The sequence below is a fragment of the Shewanella japonica genome, from assembly GCF_002075795.1.
GTDB classification, from domain to species: Bacteria; Pseudomonadota; Gammaproteobacteria; order Enterobacterales; family Shewanellaceae; genus Shewanella; species Shewanella japonica.
The window spans coordinates 464,683-482,705 of sequence record NZ_CP020472.1 but is presented as its reverse complement, the minus strand read 5'-3'; the positions used below and the strand labels follow the sequence as shown (position 1 = coordinate 482,705).

The window sequence follows — 18,023 nt, the reverse complement described above, 5'->3', positions numbered from 1 at the left end:
TGTATTCCCTAGTTTATGAGTCCGCCTTTGAAATTCCGATAAATGCATCAAACGCTTCACGTGGCATCGGCTTAGCAAAATAGTAACCTTGAATGATATAACAGCCACGGCTGAATACTTGCTCCATTTGATCGTAAGACTCAATACCTTCTGCAACCACATGTAATTTAAGGTTACGAGCTAATTCTATAATACTACTCACAATCGCTTGATCGGCCTCGTTATTAACAATATCAATCAAGAATGACCGATCAATTTTAAGTGTATTAACCTCAAAGTTTCGTAAATAAGCCAGTGATGAATACCCAGTACCAAAATCATCAATCGCCACTTCTATCCCTAACGCTTTTAATTGTGCCAAATGTGCATTTGCCACCTGCAACTCTTTCATTAATACACCTTCGGTGATTTCAACAGCTAAGCATTGAGGTGGCATGCCAGTATCGGCCAACATCGTTTTTAGGCTATCAATGAAATCCACTTGCCTAAATTGCACTGCTGAGACATTAACCGATAACTGAAAATGCTCATCATGTAAGGCATGCCAGCGAGCACCATCAGTGCAAGCCTGACGTAACACCCAACGGTCAATATCAATAATCAAACCACAGGACTCGGCAACTTTAATAAATACATCAGGTCTAATAAACCCTTTTTCAGGATGCTGCCAACGGATCAACGCCTCCATCCCAATAAATTTATCACCTCTTAAAATATCAATTTGCGGCTGGTAATACAGTTGCAGTTCGTTATTCTCAATGGCTTTTCTGAGCTCCGATTCAATCCATAAATGGTATTGCGCTTCTGCGTTTCGCTCTGCTGAATAATATTGAAAATTCCCCCGCCCTTCTTCCTTGGCGTGATACATTGCTAAGTCAGCATTTTTAATCAGAGTTTCAGGGTCCAAAGTGTCTTCAGGCCACATGCTAATACCAATACTAGTAGAAACGAAAAACTCTCGTGAGAATAGCCTAAAAGGTGCCGCAATTTGCTTAAGGACTTTTTCAGCAACCAAGTTAATCTCGTCGATTGACTCAACTTTCCTTAATAGAATAACGAATTCATCACCACCAAATCGGCACACAAGATGCTCGCTACCCACACTTCGTTGAATACGCTTAGCGGCTTCGACTAATAACGCATCCCCCATGCTATGACCATATGAATCATTCACGTGCTTAAAGCGATCTAAGTCAAGAAACAATAACGCTAATCGTTCATTGGCGTTATGAGCGCCTGAAGTAATTCGCGCTAATTGCCGATTAAACATGGAACGGTTCGATAGCCCTGTTAATACATCATTATTGGCTAGATTGCGTAAGTTAAGTTCATTTTGCTTACGTAACGTAATATCAGAAAACACCACCACATAATGCTGAATAACCTGATGCTTATCAGTCATCACCGAGATATTGGCCCATACTGGAAACTTATCATTTGGCTGGCGTATAAATGTCAATTCGCCATTCCAGATGCCTTCTACAAGCTTTAAGACATCTATGTCATTTTCAGGGTTACTTTTGTGCAGCAGTGACTCAAAAGGCTGTCCAATCAATTGTTCTTCTTCAGCGCCTACCAAATTGTTGGCCGCAGCATTAATGACCTTGATGTGCTTTTTAGCATCCAGAATTAACATTCCTTCGGAGGTATTCTCGAAAGCTTTTGCGAGTAAATCAATTTCACTTTGAAGTTCTCGCTGCTCTGTCACTTCGGTATAAATACCCGCAACCTTCTCCACTTGCCCTGTTTCATCATTGACTTTTACTGCACGTCCACGGATACGTAACCAACCTAGAATGCCGGCGGCTCGGGTATATCGAAACTCAATATCAATCGAGTCTTGCTTGCCTTTGAGTAAATCCATCCAATGGCGAGTTACACCTTCTTTATCCTCATCGATAATAGGCAAGTCCGGTACGAGATAAGATAACTGAGATTTAGCGCCTAAAATCCCCGCTTTATTTTCGAACAAAATACTATTTGAGTGGCTGTTCCATTCCCACAAGTCAGAATCACTGCCCCGCAGAGATTGACGGAGTTTGTCTTCACTTTCCCGAAGCGCCGTATTAATCTTTAATACCCGCCTAACTTGCTTTTGACGCAAAACCACTGATGTGAATGCAGTTAATAAAACGATTAATAACACCAACATTTTAAACCACTGCGATGCCCACCAATATTCATTAACTTTGAATTGAAATTGAAACGGTTCTGTCGACCATATTCCCTGTTGTTTATGCAGTAACTCCAAGGTATATACACCGGCATTTAAGTCAGCAATATTGACCTGTGTCTGCCCTTCTAGAAGAATATAGTTAGGCTTTTTAGCTGAACCATCCAGCACTAAACGATATTTGATACTAATTGGCGCCGTATCGATGTAATCAAATGTGGTCATTTGAAAACTAATCAGTTTGGCATCAGGTCTGACAGTGTTGAATGAGTCTGGCAGTAAATACAGCTCGGTTTGATCGTCGTAAAAAACTGAGATCGATTCCAATGAAATATCATGGCTTTGACTTCGGTGCTCAAGCTTATCAACATCCACCAGCATTGCCCCGTCAGGACTACCAATATATAACCCCGCTTTGGGGTCATAAAAGGATGCAGCTTCATTAAACTCTGAAGCTGTAAAACCATCATTCACAGAGAAAACGTCTACGACATCTTTGAGGGGATCGTGGCGGATTAAAATCGATTCACAACCAATGAGATTATAGCGATCAGTTTGCTGGATAAAATACACAGTACTGCAGTCTAAACCCCATAATTTGTTCATTGATTCAATGTCATGGGTTTTCGTATTAAATCGAAGTAAGCCTTCCTGGTAAGTCCCTAACCACAACGTATCATCGTCAACTTGATTGATGTTATTCACACTAGCATTTGGATATTCTCTCACCAAAATGTCTGATAACGAGTTCAATTGATTCTGATTGGTTAAATAACCTAAATATTTATCTCCCCCGACCCATAGCGTGTTTTCATCATCACGATAAACGCTGCTAATACTGGTTCGGGTATTCCGCTCACCTTCATTGAATATTGATATTTGTTTAATATCAGTCAATCCAGGTTGCCAATAATGGACTTTATCAAACGTACCCCACCAAGTTCGCCCATCAATCAGGGGATCGTTATAAGAGGTGAATAGCTGCGAACCTCTAAGGCTGTCACTGTTAGGAGCGAATGTTGAAAAGTCGACTTCGTTATTCGTATCTTTGTCATACACAAACACGCCATTGGTGGTCGCGAGTGACACATATTGGCTCTCTAACTCAGATAGACTGTATACTGAATCACTTGCTTGAAACCCATTTGGGAGATGCAAACTAGAAGCAACAGCTTGTTTATCGACAATATTCAATCCACCATCACCGCCAAGCCATAACTTATCGTCTTGAGCAAATACACTCCATATCATCTCATCGACGAGTTTATATTTAGAGGCCTTGTTAAAGTAATCCAGTAAGAAATCAGGTTTTAGCGCTAATAAAGCCAAGCCTTCACCAGAACCGCCAAGCCAAATCAGCCCATGCTGATCAACGGCAACATCGTCAATGTAATCAATATCAGCATCACGCTTTAACTCTTCTTTATAAGATTTAATCTCGTCGGTATGCGGTTGCCAAGAAAACAGGCCAGAAGTCGTCGACATCCATAAACTACCTTGCTTATCTTCTACCAATTGATGAATATTAAAGGGGGCAATAGCCATGCGGTTAATGGTTTTTTTATCGATATCGACAAGGAATAAGCCTTTATTACTGTATACCCAAATATCATCTTTGCTATCGATAAATAAGCCACGAATAAAGGTATTTTTTATATCCCAATCAATTTGAGATAACAGTGCACCTTGAGCATCTCTAAGTTCAATAGCAAGGCTATTTGAATATAAAAAAGTGTTATCAGCCCATTGATGAATACTGTTCCAAGCCACATTTTCATCGAGTGAATGTAACAAGGTTAGCTGTAAAGACTCGTTATCAAGCAACAATACTCGCCCAGCATTGGTTAATAACACCACACTTCCGTTTGCAAGCCTTGTGTAACCTGAAATAGGATCGTTATAAAAGCTGTCAGGTGAATCAATAAGTAGATCAGAGAATTGGTTTGTCGAAATATCGTAAAGGGTTAGAGAGAAATTGCTGTTGAGTAATAAATGATTTTTACCGACTTTAATCAGTAATTTGATATTTTGATAACTGAGAGCATCTGCGCTATTAGGTTGGTCAATTCTGCGAATTGCAGAGCTACTGACACGATACAACCCCTGCTGAGTTGCAAGCCAGACATAACCATAATCATCAAAAGTAATATCATTAATCGAATAGTTAATTAACCCATCTTGGGCATTAAAAAGTCGCTGGACAACATTTACAGCTGAAGCCTGGTTACAAAATAAAATGGTTAGAAAAATGAAACTTAAAAACTGTTTAACGCGATTTATCATTTGTTAATTATTACTCTGGAAAATGATTTATTCGTAACGTTGGAAGTTTCCTTGCAAAATATAAACTGGCTTCATGCCAACAACTATCTAAAACTCAATTGATACACATTTTAAATATATCACCATATTGTAAAAATTGATCAAAAAAAAGCACCCCGTAAGGTGCTTTGATACAAATAGCTACAATGAGTTGCTAGTTATTTTTTCTTTTTTGCTTTTGGGTTTGGCAAATCAGTAATAGAACCTTCATAAACTTCGGCAGCAAGACCGACAGACTCATGTAAGGTTGGGTGAGCATGAATAGTTAATGCTAAATCTTCAGCGTCACAACCCATTTCAATTGCTAGGCCAATTTCACCTAGTAATTCACCACCATTAACACCAACAACAGCACCACCAATCACACGATGAGTTTCTTTATCGAAGATTAACTTAGTCATGCCATCACTTGCGTCAGAAGCAATAGCACGGCCACTTGCAGCCCAAGGGAAGCTTGCAGTTTCATATGCAACACCTTGCTCTTTTGCTTCTTTCTCAGTTAGACCAACCCATGCTACTTCTGGGTCTGTATAAGCAATCGAAGGGATCACTTTAGGATCGAAGAAGTGCTTAAGACCTGAAATAACTTCAGCAGCCACATGACCTTCATGCACACCTTTGTGAGCCAACATTGGCTGACCTACGATATCACCAATAGCGAAAATGTTAGGTACGTTAGTACGTAACTGCTTATCAACATTGATGAAACCACGCTCATCAACATTTACGCCAGCTTTTTCAGCATCAATTGATTTACCATTTGGTGTACGACCAATTGCAACCAATACAGCATCATAACGCACAGGCTCAGCAGGTGCTTTCTTGCCTTCCATAGTAACGTAGATACCGTCTTCTTTTGCTTCAACCGCTGTCACTTTCGTTTCAAGCATCAAGTTGAATTTCTTCTTGATCTTCTTAGTGAAGATACGAACGATATCTTTATCAGCAGCAGGAATGACTTGGTCAAACATTTCAACCACATCAATTTCACTACCGATTGATGAATAAACTGTACCCATTTCTAGGCCAATAATACCGCCACCCATAACTAATAATTTACCTGGCACTTCTTTAAGTTCTAGTGCATCAGTAGAGTCCCAGATACGTGGGTCTTCATGTGGAATGAACGGTAGCTCGATTGGGCGTGAACCAGCAGCAATAATTGCGTGTTCAAAGTTAATCACTGTAACGCCATCTTCACCTTGAACTTCCATGGTGTTTGATGAAGTAAATTTACCATAGCCATTAACTACATTAACTTTACGCATTTTAGACATTCCGCCTAAACCGCCTGTTAATTGACCCACTACTTTTTCTTTAAAGCCGCGTAATTTTTCTAAATCAATCGTTGGCTCACCAAATACAACACCGTGATGAGCAACTTCTTTTGCTTCTTCGATCACTTTAGCGACATGTAGTAATGCTTTTGACGGGATACAACCCACATTCAAACAAACACCACCTAACGTACTAAAACGCTCAACGATAACTGTTTCTAAACCTAAATCTGCAGCTCGGAATGCTGCTGAATAGCCTGCAGGGCCTGAACCAAGTACTACTACCTGAGTTTTGATTTCTTTACTCATGTTTTCCTCTATTTTTCTCTTGTTGGCGGAAAAACCGTCCAAACTGCAAAATGGGGTCATTATTGAATCTTGTAAGGTGGCCGCATTTTACCCTTTGTTTGACACTGATCACAATCCTGTGACGAGATAAAAAAGGCTGCTCACATTGAGCAGCCTTTCTCTTTACAAAATTAACGTACGGATGTCGCTAAGAATGCTAGATAATGTGACGCTAAAGCGCGCAGCCATTGCACCATCAATCACACGGTGATCGTATGATAACGATAATGGCAACATCAATTTAGGCTCAAAATCACTGCCATTCCATTTAGGCTTCATTTCAGACTTAGATACACCCAAAATAGCCACATCAGGATAGTTAACAATTGGGGTAAATGCGGTACCGCCAATGCCACCTAAACTTGAGATAGTGAAACAGCTACCTTGCATATCAGCTGACTTAAGCTTCCCGTCACGAGCACGCACTGAAATATCCATTAACTCACGAGATAGCTCAACGATACCTTTCTTATCAACGTCGCGAACAACTGGTACCATCAATCCGTTTGGTGTATCAACAGCCACACCAATGTGGAAATATTTCTTCTGAATTAATGATTCACCATCAGCACTTAAGCTTGAGTTAAACACTGGGAATTCAGCCAATGTTTTCGCTACAGCTTTCATCATAAAGACAAGCGGCGTAATTTTGTAATCCGCTTTCTTCTTAGCAGCAAGTGTATTTTGTTCTTTACGGAATGCTTCTAATTCAGTGATATCAGCTTCATCAAATTGCGTCACATGTGGAATCGTAACCCAGTTGCGATGTAAGTTAGGTCCAGAGATTTTCTGAATACGACTTAACGGCACTTCTTCAACTTCACCAAACTTACTGAAGTCCACCTTCGGCGCAGCAATCACATTCAATCCACTCGCACCACCAGCAACAGAAGTTGCAGCAGATGCTTTAGGGCGACTTAGCTCATACTTAATAAAGGCTTGTACATCTTCTTTTAAGATACGGCCCTTACGTCCGGTGCCTTTAACTAACGTTAAATCGGCGCCAAACTCTCTCGCTAAGCGGCGTACAGCAGGTGAAGCATGTACCACACCCGTTTTAGGTTGATTACCCGCACTTGGATGATGTGGCACTGGTGCAGCCTTAGCTGGAGCAGGTGCCGCTGCAGGAGCTGGTTTGCTTGCAGCCGGTGCAGGCGCTGGCGCACTTGGAGTAGGGGCTGCAGATGAAGTCGTTTCAACAGTGGCAATAATGCTACCTTGAGAAACTTTATCACCCACATTTACCGTTAAGCTTACAAGTTTACCAGCAAATGGTGCAGGCACTTCCATCGTCGCTTTATCCGTTTCAAGGGTAATTAAACCCGTATCCACTTCAAGCATATCACCAACGGCAACCAAAACTTCAATAACGTCAACATCAGATGCATCGCCAATATCTGGAACCGCAACTTCTTTCACTTCAACAGTGCTAGCAGCAGGCGCAGCAGCTTGTGTTGCTTCTGCAGGAGCTGTGGCAACTTGTTCAGCTGCAGCAGGAGCTGATGCGCCAACTTCAAGCATCAATACTAATGAACCTTGAGACACTTTATCGCCAACGGCAACTTTAAGTTCTTTCACCACGCCCGCTGAAGGTGCAGGCACCTCCATCGTCGCTTTGTCAGTTTCTAAGGTGATTAAACCGGTATCGGCTTCAATGGTTTCACCCACACTCACCAGAACTTCAATAATATCAACGTTTTCAGCGTCACCAATATCTGGCACTGCCACTTCAATGATTTGCGAGCCGCCAGCTGCTGGCGCTGCAGGAGCTTCAACGATTGGTGCAGCAGGAGTCGCTGGTGCTACTGGAGCTGGTGCTGCTTGTGGCGCTTCAACAGGAGCCGCCGCAGAAGCTGCATTTAACATCGCAATCAGCTTACCTTCAGCGATGGTATCGCCTACAGCCACTTTTAACTCGGCTACAGTACCAGCAAACGGCGCTGGAATATCCATGGTTGCTTTATCGCTTTCAACCGTAAGAATTGAGTCTTCTGCAGCGATTTCATCACCAACTGCAACACAGACTTCAATAACCTGAACTTCATCACCACCGATATCAGGAACCAAAACTTCTTTTAATTCAGCCATTTTGTTTCTCTCTATGCGAACTGTGGGTTGATCTTATCAACGTCAATACCGTATTCCTTGATAGCTTTAGTTAGCACATCAACTGGTATTTCGTTACGGTCGACAAGAGACTTAAGTGAAGCAATAACAATGAACTTAGCATCAACTTCAAAGTGGTGACGTAAATTCTCACGGCTATCACTGCGGCCGAAACCGTCAGTACCTAACACTTTGTAATCAGTCGGGATGTAAGCACGTAATTGTTCGCCGTAAATCTTCATATAATCTGTTGCGACAATCGCTGGTGCATCTTTTGATAACACTTCAGAGATATATGGCACTTTTGGCGTTTCAGTTGGGTGAAGCATGTTGTAACGCTCAGTGGCTTGGCCGTCACGTGTTAACTCGTTAAAGCTAGTCACGCTGAATACATCTGCGCTAATTCCGAAGTCTTTTGATAAAGCAACAGCCGCTTTACGCACTTGCTCTAGAATCGTGCCGCTACCCATTAACTGAACTGAACCTTTACCACTACCTTGATGACTTTCTAGCTTGTAGATACCTTTAACGATACCCTCTTCACTGCCTTCAGGCATCGCAAGTTGTTCGTAGTTTTCGTTCATAGTAGTCAGGTAGTAGAACACGTCTTCCTGCTCACCATACATACGACGAATACCGTCTTGAACAATCACAGCAATTTCGTAACCGTAAGTAGGATCGTAAGAAATACAGTTTGGAATAGTGTTTGCTAAGACATGGCTGTGGCCATCTTGATGCTGAAGACCTTCACCATTCAAGGTAGTACGACCAGAAGTACCACCCACCATAAAGCCACGCGCTCGCATATCACCTGCAGCCCAAGCCATGTCACCAATACGTTGGAAACCAAACATTGAGTAGTAGATGTAGAATGGGATCATAGGTGTATCGTTAACTGAGTAGCTTGTTGCCGCTGCGACCCAAGATGACATTGCACCTAATTCGTTAATCCCTTCTTGTAATACTTGACCGGTTTTATCTTCACGGTAGTAAGCAACTTGATCTGAATCTTGCGGCTCGTATTTTTGTCCTTCATGGGCATAAATACCCACCTGACGGAATAAGCCTTCCATACCAAAAGTACGTGCTTCATCAGGAATAATCGGTACGATATTTTTGCCGATTTTCTTGTCTTTAAGCAGTGCCGTTAAGATACGGACAAATGACATTGTGCTTGAGATTTGACGGCCATTAGAGCCTTTCAGCACTGAGTCAAAAATCTTAAGCGATGGTACTTCTAACTCTTCAGAGAACTTCTCAAGGCGAGTTGGCATCGCACCATGGAGTGATTCACGACGCGCTTTGAGGTATTTAACCTCTTCAGAGTCAGCACCTGGATGGTAGTAAGGAATATCTTCTAACTGATCATCGCTAATTGGGATATTAAAACGATCGCGGAAGTACTTAAGGGATTCTACGCCCATTTTCTTCACGTTATGCGCGATGTTTTTACCTTCACCCGCATCACCCATACCGTAACCTTTTACTGTTTTAGCAAGGATAACTGTAGGACGACCTTTAGTATTTTTAGCATGTTGTAATGCAGCATAAATCTTAACTGGATCATGACCACCACGGTTCAAACGCCAAATGTCATCATCTGACATGTTAGCAACCATTTCGGCAGTTTCAGGATATTTACCAAAGAAGTGCTCACGTGTATAAGCGCCACCTTTAGCTTTACAGTTTTGGTATTCACCATCGACGGTTTCTTCCATTAACTGCAATAATTTACCGCTAGTATCACGTGCAAGTAGTGGATCCCAGTAGCGACCCCAAATCACCTTCACTGCTTCCCAGCCTGCGCCGCGGAATTCGCCTTCTAACTCTTGAATGATCTTACCGTTACCACGAACAGGACCATCAAGACGCTGCAAGTTACAGTTAACAATAAAGACTAAGTTATCTAATTCTTCACGGGCAGCAAGACCGATAGCACCTAATGTTTCAGGCTCATCACACTCACCATCACCTAAGAAACAGTAAACCGTTTGCTCAGAGCAATCTTTTAAACCACGGTCAGTGAGATACTTAAGGAAACGCGCTTGATAAATTGCTTGAATCGGACCAAGGCCCATTGATACTGTCGGGAACTGCCAGTAGTCAGGCATTAATTTGGGATGCGGATATGAAGACAGACCTTTACCATCAACTTCTTGACGGAATCCGTTCATTTGATCTTCGCTAATACGACCTTCAAGGAAAGAACGAGAGTAGATACCCGGTGCGATATGACCTTGGTAATACACTAAATCTCCGCCGTCTTTTGCGTTAGGAGCACGGAAGAAGTGGTTAAAACACACATCATAAATAGTAGCACTAGAGGCAAAACTAGAAATGTGACCACCTAGCTCTAAATCTTTCTTAGAACCACGTAATACCATTGCAAGGGCATTCCAACGAACGATAGCACGAATGCGACGCTCCATTTCCTGATCACCAGGCATATGTGGCTCTTGGCCAGATGGAATGGTATTCAAATAAGCGGTCGTTGCCTTGTAAGGTAGATGAGTACCATTACGGCGCGCTTTATCGATTAACTGTTCAAGTAGATAATGCGCACGTTCAGGGCCTTCTTGCTCTAATACCGCTTGCAGGGAATCTACCCATTCTTGAGTTTCTAATGGATCTAAGTCTTGTAGCATATCTTCAGACATGTCGCTGTCCTTCTCTAGATACTGATAATTAATGTGTTTCGGTCAATCTATAGTGATGTTCACTATATTTTGTATCAAACACCGCTCTTTAAACGGCGCAAGCTACGCTGCAACCGACTGTCTTCTTCCCTCACTGACAACATGACTTCCTCGATGTAACTTAAATGTTCGTTCGAGGCTTCACGTGCCGCATCAGGATCACGGCGAACAATCGCAGCGAGTAATGCTCGCCTGTGTTCATTCGCCATAGTAGAGGCTTCTTCGCGACGGCTTAAAAGCTCTAAGTTCTGTGCCACGTTTTTGTGCAACACAGGGGTTAAACTGAGTACTAGGTGTAACATCGCCACATTGTGCGATGCTTCTGCAACTGCACGATAAAATCGCACAATCGCATCGGCTTGAGCTTCAATATTGCTTGCCGTTTCAACTTCATTAATTGAACGCTTGATGCTTTGCATATCGGCATCGTTTCCACGAAGCGCAGCAAAATAGGCCATCATACCCTCTGTAGCATGACGGAATTCCAATAAGTCGTATTGGCTTTCAGAGTCGTTATGCATCAGCTCTACAATAGGATCTGCTAGGCTTTGCCAAAGTTGCTCTTTGACGTAAGTGCCTCCACCTTGTCGGCGCATTAGCAGACCTTTGGCTTCTAACTTTTGAATCGCTTCACGCAGAGAAGGACGAGACACTTCAAACTGCAAGGCAAGCTCACGCTCAGGCGGTAATTTTTGCCCTGGTTGCAAGCTACCTTCGAGGATCATGCGCTCTAGCTGCTCCATGATCACATCTGAAATTTTTGGCTGGGTTATTTTGCTATAAGCCATTTGGCCCTCAGCTCCGTTGTCAATTGGTCTTACCAATTTATATGAGATAGCGCACTTTATCAAATCAAACAATTGATGTCTAGTTAGGCTAGTGTTGAATGGATGTTGGCTAAAAGTTTAAAACATCACAACTCTTAAGGTGCTATGAGCATAACGAAAAAAAACTTTTAAGGGGTCTGACCATTTCACAAACGCAACCACTGAGGGGATACGGAATGTTTCAATGTCGTTAGCGGCTAAAATAAAAAGCGCATTTCTAGTAAACTTTAGCAGCTATTTTAAATGCTAATCGTCTATAAAATAAAAACTGTTTTTCTATTTCAAATAAATATTAGTTATGCATTAATTACGCATAAACTTGATGATGTATTAACTCACCACACCGAAGATAGTGAGTACCGACAAAACTGTCAGTAATAAAATAAAGTTACGTTTACTTAATGCTAATAATGCCAAGGTTGGCTGCACACAAACAGGCGCCGAGGTTGATTCAGGTATACTTTCAGCGGCTATGGCTGTACGGGTGACAATATTTTTTGCATGATTGCTGGCACTGAATACCTGTTTACGCCATTCGGCAATGCCTGAAGCGAAATGACCACTTAATACAAAACCAAAGCTAAAAATGCGACTCGGTAGCCAGTCGAGTAAAAACAGTAATCGACTAATAAAAGGCATATTGAGCTGGTTTAACTGATTATGTTGGTCATAAAAACGTACCGTACAATAAAGCACCGCACCAACTGGCCCAAAGAAGATCAAAAATAATGCTACAGCTCCGTAATACCGATAATTAACCCAAGCGACTGTTTTACCTATTTGTTGGCCCAAATCTTTTTCATCAATAGCATCTAAGCATTCAGCACAATCTAGGCTTTCGGCATAATGGTAACAGGCCTGTACATCTCCTCGACACGCCGCAAGCATGTATTTTTTGAAGTTATTACGCAGAGTTTGATGGCTAAAACAAAGAATGGATATTGCGACCCATAGCAATAATGTCAGTAAGTCATAAACGAGACCATCTAAGAGGACTAACAAGAGAAAAATCATAACCGCAGGAATAAGGATAACAATAGAAACCCAAATAGCTGAATCAAGTTGCTTATCTTTCCAAAATAAAGAATGGTATTTAGCGAGCATTGAATCAAATTGCCAACTTGCAGGAAGTAGCTTGAGTCTTTCGACCATGATTGCAATTAATAACGAAAAAAGTGCCATGTGACTCCTGCAAACTAAACAAAAATAAAGTTACTGGATAAACGCAAAACTAAGTTCAACACTATAATTAAAAAATGACTTTATAACAAAGGCTTATTTGGCCTTACCTTTTGAAGTATACAAGCTGACAACATCATAAAAACCACTGACACAATAGACATTTACTGTTAGATTCCGAACATCATTTAATCAGTGGCATTAGCTGGCACCACGGTTTGCTAATAAACTAAAATATCGTGACCAATCAAAACTATCGCCAGGATCAGTTTTTCGTCCCGGTGCTATATCGCAGTGCCCTACAATTCTAGTTTGATTAAGCATAGGGTATACATTGAACAACTCCAAGGTTAATTCAGCTAAAACTTGATATTGCTCATTGGTATAAGGAGCATCGTCTGTTCCCTCAAGTTCGACCCCCACCGTAAAGTCATTACAATTGTCACGACCTTCAAAACTCGACACTCCAGCATGCCATGCCCTGTCATCACAACTGACATATTGCACTAACTCGCCATCTCTACGTATTAAAAAGTGCGCAGAGACTTCAAGACCCGCAAGCTCTTCAAAACTAGGATCGGCACTGACATCTAAACAACCTTGAAAAAGGCCATCAATGTGCGGTAAACCGAAGCAGCCTGCGGGAAGGCTGATATTATGAATAATTAATCCACTCACCTCATGTAGGGGTCGTTGATTAAAATGAGGTGACTTACATATGCGGGCTTTTCGGTGCCAGCCTGCATGAATACTTTTGTTCATAATCTATTCTTATTATCAGCGTTAAACTACAACCTTTAATGGGCTGTTATATACATAATGAATTTAATCACTAAGCTTGTTTCTGCGTTGCTAGTAAACAAGCTTAATGTATCAGTTAAGCGCTATATTTTGAAATGACAACTGTGGTAAAGTTGCTCGCATACCTGTTTTATTATCAGTTGGATTTCATTATATATTGACCAACTTGATGCAGCTGTAATAGCAAGGACAAATCACATGATTGAAAATGACATCCGTCACGCAGTGAAAACCGCTCTTGATGAAGATCTAGGACACAATCCGTCTCATACTCCAAAAGACATGTTAGCTGCAGATATCACAGCACAACTTATTCCTGCTGAAAAGTATGCAGAAGCCGAACTTATCACCCGTGAAGAAGGTGTTTTTTGCGGTAAAGCTTGGGCAGAGCAAGTATTTAACCAACTTGGTGGCGAAGTCGCTTTACATTGGCATGTTGATGATGGTGATTTATTAGTTCCTAACCAAGTGCTATGTGAGCTTTCAGGGCCAGCTAGAGCAATCTTAACTGGCGAACGCACTGCAATGAACTTTATTCAAACGCTATCTGGTGTAGCGAGTTTAACCAAGCATTATGTCGACAAATTAGCTGGCACACACACTCGTCTGCTTGATACGCGTAAAACCATTCCTGGACTTCGCACAGCACAAAAATACGCAGTCACCTGTGGTGGCGGTAAAAATCATCGCATCGGCTTATTCGATGCATTTTTAATAAAAGAAAATCATATTATGGCTTGCGGTAATATTGAGCTGGCTGTCAATGCAGCGAGAAAACTAGCGGCTGATAAACCCGTGGAAGTTGAAGTTGAGTCTATTAATGAGTTAACTCAAGCATTAGAAGCTGGATCAGACATCATTATGCTTGATAATTTTGATGTCACTATGATGATTGAAGCTGTAGCACTAAATGAACAATTTAAGCAAAAAGGCTTTAATACTAAATTAGAAGTCTCTGGTAACGTCACTATCGACACCATCAGTGATTTTGCAAAAACTGGCGTTGATTTTATTTCTGTTGGCGCACTCACCAAGCATGTTAAAGCGCTTGATTTATCATTACGTCTAAAATCATAAATATCGGCGAACTCGTTACTGATATAGAGTAGAAACACAGTTATTAGCATTTAGGTACTTATAACAAATGACATCAACATATTGGCACAACTAACAGTTAGACCTTGATGTTTCTATGAAGCCTGCTTAAAGCAGGCTTTTTAATACCTTGCTAGTGCTCCCAAAAAGTGCGGAATCAGCTTTCTCTAATAACTTCAGCGATTACTCACTTCACTTAGAGAATATGACATTGGTTACGGTTATGGTTATGGTTATGGTTATGGTTATGGTTATGGTTATGGTTATGGTTTCACGAGCACAAATAACATGTCTAAACATTGGCTCATCGATCTATATGAAGCCTTTATCTGATTCACTCTGGGACAATAACGCTGCTACTCAGGCTATAAAATGAGCTACATTTACTGTCATTCCGACCTTTAATCTGCTCATTGCTTTCTTATTTGAAGCGGAAGTTCTAGCTAACAATTTTAATTGAATTCCAGTTTCTCATAATACCTTAAGAGGTCTTACCATTATTAAAGCTTAATTTATATAGTACTTATTTCTATATATAAAGGCTGTTTAACAATGCCATAATTTTGACAAAACTAATCGACAGTCAATTATTATTCAAATCGAGCAAAGATTGTCACAAAAATGTTACTTCCCGAGTCGTTTCAATGAAATAAAACCAGCAAAAAACGCTTTTTTCGCACTTTACGCCGATAAAGTATTCCCTTTTTAGTAACTTTATAATAACGTTCACTACAGACGAGTTAATGTTGAGACACAAGCCTTAACAAATGACTTTTCAAAGTGTTACCTTGGTAACAATTAATTGCTTTGATAAGTAATTTTTAAGCACTAACTCTCAGCTGAACACTCCGTTAACAATGTAGCAAGTATGTTACACTGCTAATTGTGGTCAAAGGTAAAGTGGCGAATATTCAAACACTACTCTATCCTTTAACACTAATGTAACGATATGGCTTATGACTGGTTTCCCTGAGAATCGAGTTATTTAGCTGTCTCGTAACTGCATTACCATTTTAATAAGAACACTAGTTTACTAATGTCGGAAGGATTGTGGTGATAGGACACCACTTAAAGTTATTAAGGGCCTTTAATAATTTTAAGTTTCAAGGATAAGAACAAGCCCGAAGCAATACAGAGAGAGACAAAAATGAAAAGCATTAACCAAATGAAAAACGCTAAGGGTTTTACTCTTATTGAATTAATGATCGTAGTAGCGATCATCGGTATTCTTGCAGCAATCGCATTGCCTGCTTACCAAGATTACACTGTTAAGTCACAAGTAGGTTCTGCTTATTCTGAACTTAGCTCTTTAAAGTCACAATTTGAAGTTATTAAGAATGAAGGTAAAACACCTTCATTGACTGCTACTGACGCTGGTTATATAGGTCAGACTGCTGGCGGCGGTCGTTATTGTGCTCTTACAGTTACAGGTACAAGCATTGCTTGCTCAATTAAGAATTCAAATGCAGATAAAGCAAATGGTAAAACACTAACATTGAACCGTACAACTGAAGGTGTTTGGTCATGTGCTACAGGCGGTGGTTTAGACGCTAAATTTAAGCCTGGAAGCTGTAGCTAACAAGCTTTTTAAGTATTAAAACCTAGGTGTTTAAGCCTAGGTTTTTTTTTGTCTATCAGATTTAGAAAGCATACCAGATGAAATAGACAAGTGTTTAAAAACTAATTGCACCATCTATCCAAACTCTTGGATGTTGGGTATTCTTTAGTTCTGAATGTTGAAAACTAGATGCTACAACACCAACAAATATTGTTGTCAGAATAAATAACACTAACTTTTTTCCTTTCCTTAGAGTAATGAACCTCTTATCTGAATATTGCCTGTCATAGAGTCCCACAGAAACAAGAAATATAAGTAATAACTGGGAGAATGGCATAACTACAACTCCGCTAAATAAAGAGTAAATAGCAGCTGATAGAATTGAGAACAAAACACTCTCTGACACAATGTGATTAGAACTTAACTGAGATAGTGCCTGTTTAAAATACAAACAAATTAAACTGAGAATAACTAAAAAAATTGGAATGCCGTACTCGTATAGAACTTGCAGAATTGAATTATGTAAATGTGCATTTGCTAGAGGCCTTCCTTCTCCCCAAGCAAAACTCATTGGCCCAAAACCAAACCAAGGGCGCTCAAGTATACTATTAACTGCATATAACCATAGCTCCAATCTGCCAGAGCTAGATGTATCTATGCTTACTGTCGTCGTATCAAAAAAAATACTTGGTATCACAACAATAAGCCCTAACCAAAGAACTAAACCAACAGCGAAAGACTTAGTAACAAATAATGCAAACAACTTCTTTCTAGAGTGGGTTGAAAAGTAATTAATCAGGTTAAAAGTTATAAATAATGACAAAACTGCTCCCCGAGCTTCTGTTTGCAATAATGCTAAGCAATGAAGTGAAGCTAAAATAAAAGCGATTTTTCTATATTTATGTAATGATTCGAAAAAAACAACCAAAGAGAGTAGAGGGTAAATCATAACCTGCAGTTGATTAAAAAAACGCACATTATCGTATCCAGAGATTAGATTCGAAATTCCGGCAGGGCCATTTTCTGAGCAGGAAAATGCAAGATATAACAAATAAACAATAAAATGAAGCGTAGAAAAGCATGCGGCGAAAAAGAACAAATAACTGACTAACTCCAGCCTAGTTAACACTGTTATTACGTTATAAAAGCACAAAAAAACAATAATAAAAAGCACCATATTAGCAAGCTCAACACCGCTCCAATAAGGGTGCTCGCTTAATACTAAAGAGTTTATAATGCATGCTGTGATAGCTAGCAAAAAAAATGCTTGGTTAGGAGTTGGCGATAAAATTTTCAGATTACTTGTTGTACATAATAAAAGTACAGAGGACCAAATAAACAGTAAAGCCAAAAAACGCTTGCTGTCATAAAGAGATCCTATTTCAATTATATCAGTCAATCGATTCCCTAAAACTGTTCCCAGCATGATAGTTACCAAAAAACCAATTAATAGGGCAAAACTAGCTGTTCTTAGCTGCATTCATTAAATACCATTAAAACTTGTTAAAAGACTCACTATTTAGCAGGATTGATATAACGTTCAAAGCTACTGCTACCTAATACATAAACAAACCTTGATGCTTTAAATTATCCTGTTTAACTATGGGTTTTTACTTCAAAATAAAATCAGCTGTTAACATA

Annotated in this window: 10 protein-coding genes; 2 read left to right on the top strand and 8 right to left on the bottom strand. The window is 40.3% G+C overall.

Annotated features, from left to right (window positions below):
• Positions 1-13 precede the first annotated feature (13 nt).
• The 7 genes from SJ2017_RS02135 to ampD form a co-directional block, all read right to left on the bottom strand.
• The gene (locus SJ2017_RS02135) at positions 14-4,456 is read right to left on the bottom strand and encodes an EAL domain-containing protein (protein WP_080914723.1); all 4,443 of its coding nucleotides are present in this window, start codon (positions 4,454-4,456) and stop codon (positions 14-16) included.
• Positions 4,457-4,653: 197 nt separating this feature from the next.
• Complete coding sequence (lpdA, locus tag SJ2017_RS02130) at positions 4,654-6,081, bottom strand: dihydrolipoyl dehydrogenase (protein ID WP_055022941.1); 1,428 nt, start codon at positions 6,079-6,081, stop codon at positions 4,654-4,656.
• Positions 6,082-6,243: 162 nt separating this feature from the next.
• Positions 6,244-8,208, bottom strand: a complete 1,965-nt coding sequence (aceF, locus tag SJ2017_RS02125) for a dihydrolipoyllysine-residue acetyltransferase (RefSeq protein WP_080914722.1) — start codon at positions 8,206-8,208, stop codon at positions 6,244-6,246.
• A gap of 11 nt (positions 8,209-8,219) precedes the next feature.
• Positions 8,220-10,883: a pyruvate dehydrogenase (acetyl-transferring), homodimeric type gene (gene aceE, locus SJ2017_RS02120; RefSeq protein ID WP_055022943.1), complete on the bottom strand. Its 2,664-nt coding sequence runs from the start codon at positions 10,881-10,883 to the stop codon at positions 8,220-8,222.
• A 74-nt stretch (positions 10,884-10,957) separates the two neighbouring features.
• Positions 10,958-11,710 (bottom strand): pyruvate dehydrogenase complex transcriptional repressor PdhR, encoded by a 753-nt coding sequence (gene pdhR / locus SJ2017_RS02115; protein WP_055022944.1) that lies wholly within the window; start codon positions 11,708-11,710, stop codon positions 10,958-10,960.
• Between the two features lie 369 nt (positions 11,711-12,079).
• Positions 12,080-12,931, bottom strand: a complete 852-nt coding sequence (gene ampE / locus SJ2017_RS02110; RefSeq protein ID WP_080914721.1) for a beta-lactamase regulator AmpE — start codon at positions 12,929-12,931, stop codon at positions 12,080-12,082.
• A 198-nt stretch (positions 12,932-13,129) separates the two neighbouring features.
• Complete coding sequence (ampD, locus tag SJ2017_RS02105) at positions 13,130-13,690, bottom strand: 1,6-anhydro-N-acetylmuramyl-L-alanine amidase AmpD (protein ID WP_055022946.1); 561 nt, start codon at positions 13,688-13,690, stop codon at positions 13,130-13,132.
• Positions 13,691-13,927: 237 nt separating this feature from the next.
• Here ampD and nadC point away from each other — a divergent pair, with 237 nt between their 5' ends.
• Together nadC and SJ2017_RS02095 are read left to right on the top strand one after the other, a co-directional pair.
• The gene (gene nadC / locus SJ2017_RS02100) at positions 13,928-14,806 is read left to right on the top strand and encodes a carboxylating nicotinate-nucleotide diphosphorylase (RefSeq protein ID WP_065109608.1); all 879 of its coding nucleotides are present in this window, start codon (positions 13,928-13,930) and stop codon (positions 14,804-14,806) included.
• A 1,183-nt stretch (positions 14,807-15,989) separates the two neighbouring features.
• On the top strand, positions 15,990-16,403 hold the full coding sequence (locus SJ2017_RS02095) for a pilin (RefSeq protein WP_174567601.1): 414 nt from the start codon (positions 15,990-15,992) through the stop codon (positions 16,401-16,403).
• Positions 16,404-16,497: 94 nt separating this feature from the next.
• Here SJ2017_RS02095 and SJ2017_RS02090 read toward each other — a convergent pair whose 3' ends face one another.
• Entirely contained in the window at positions 16,498-17,862 is a 1,365-nt protein-coding gene (locus tag SJ2017_RS02090; RefSeq protein ID WP_080914720.1) for an O-antigen ligase family protein, read from the bottom strand.
• Positions 17,863-18,023: the final 161 nt, after the last annotated feature.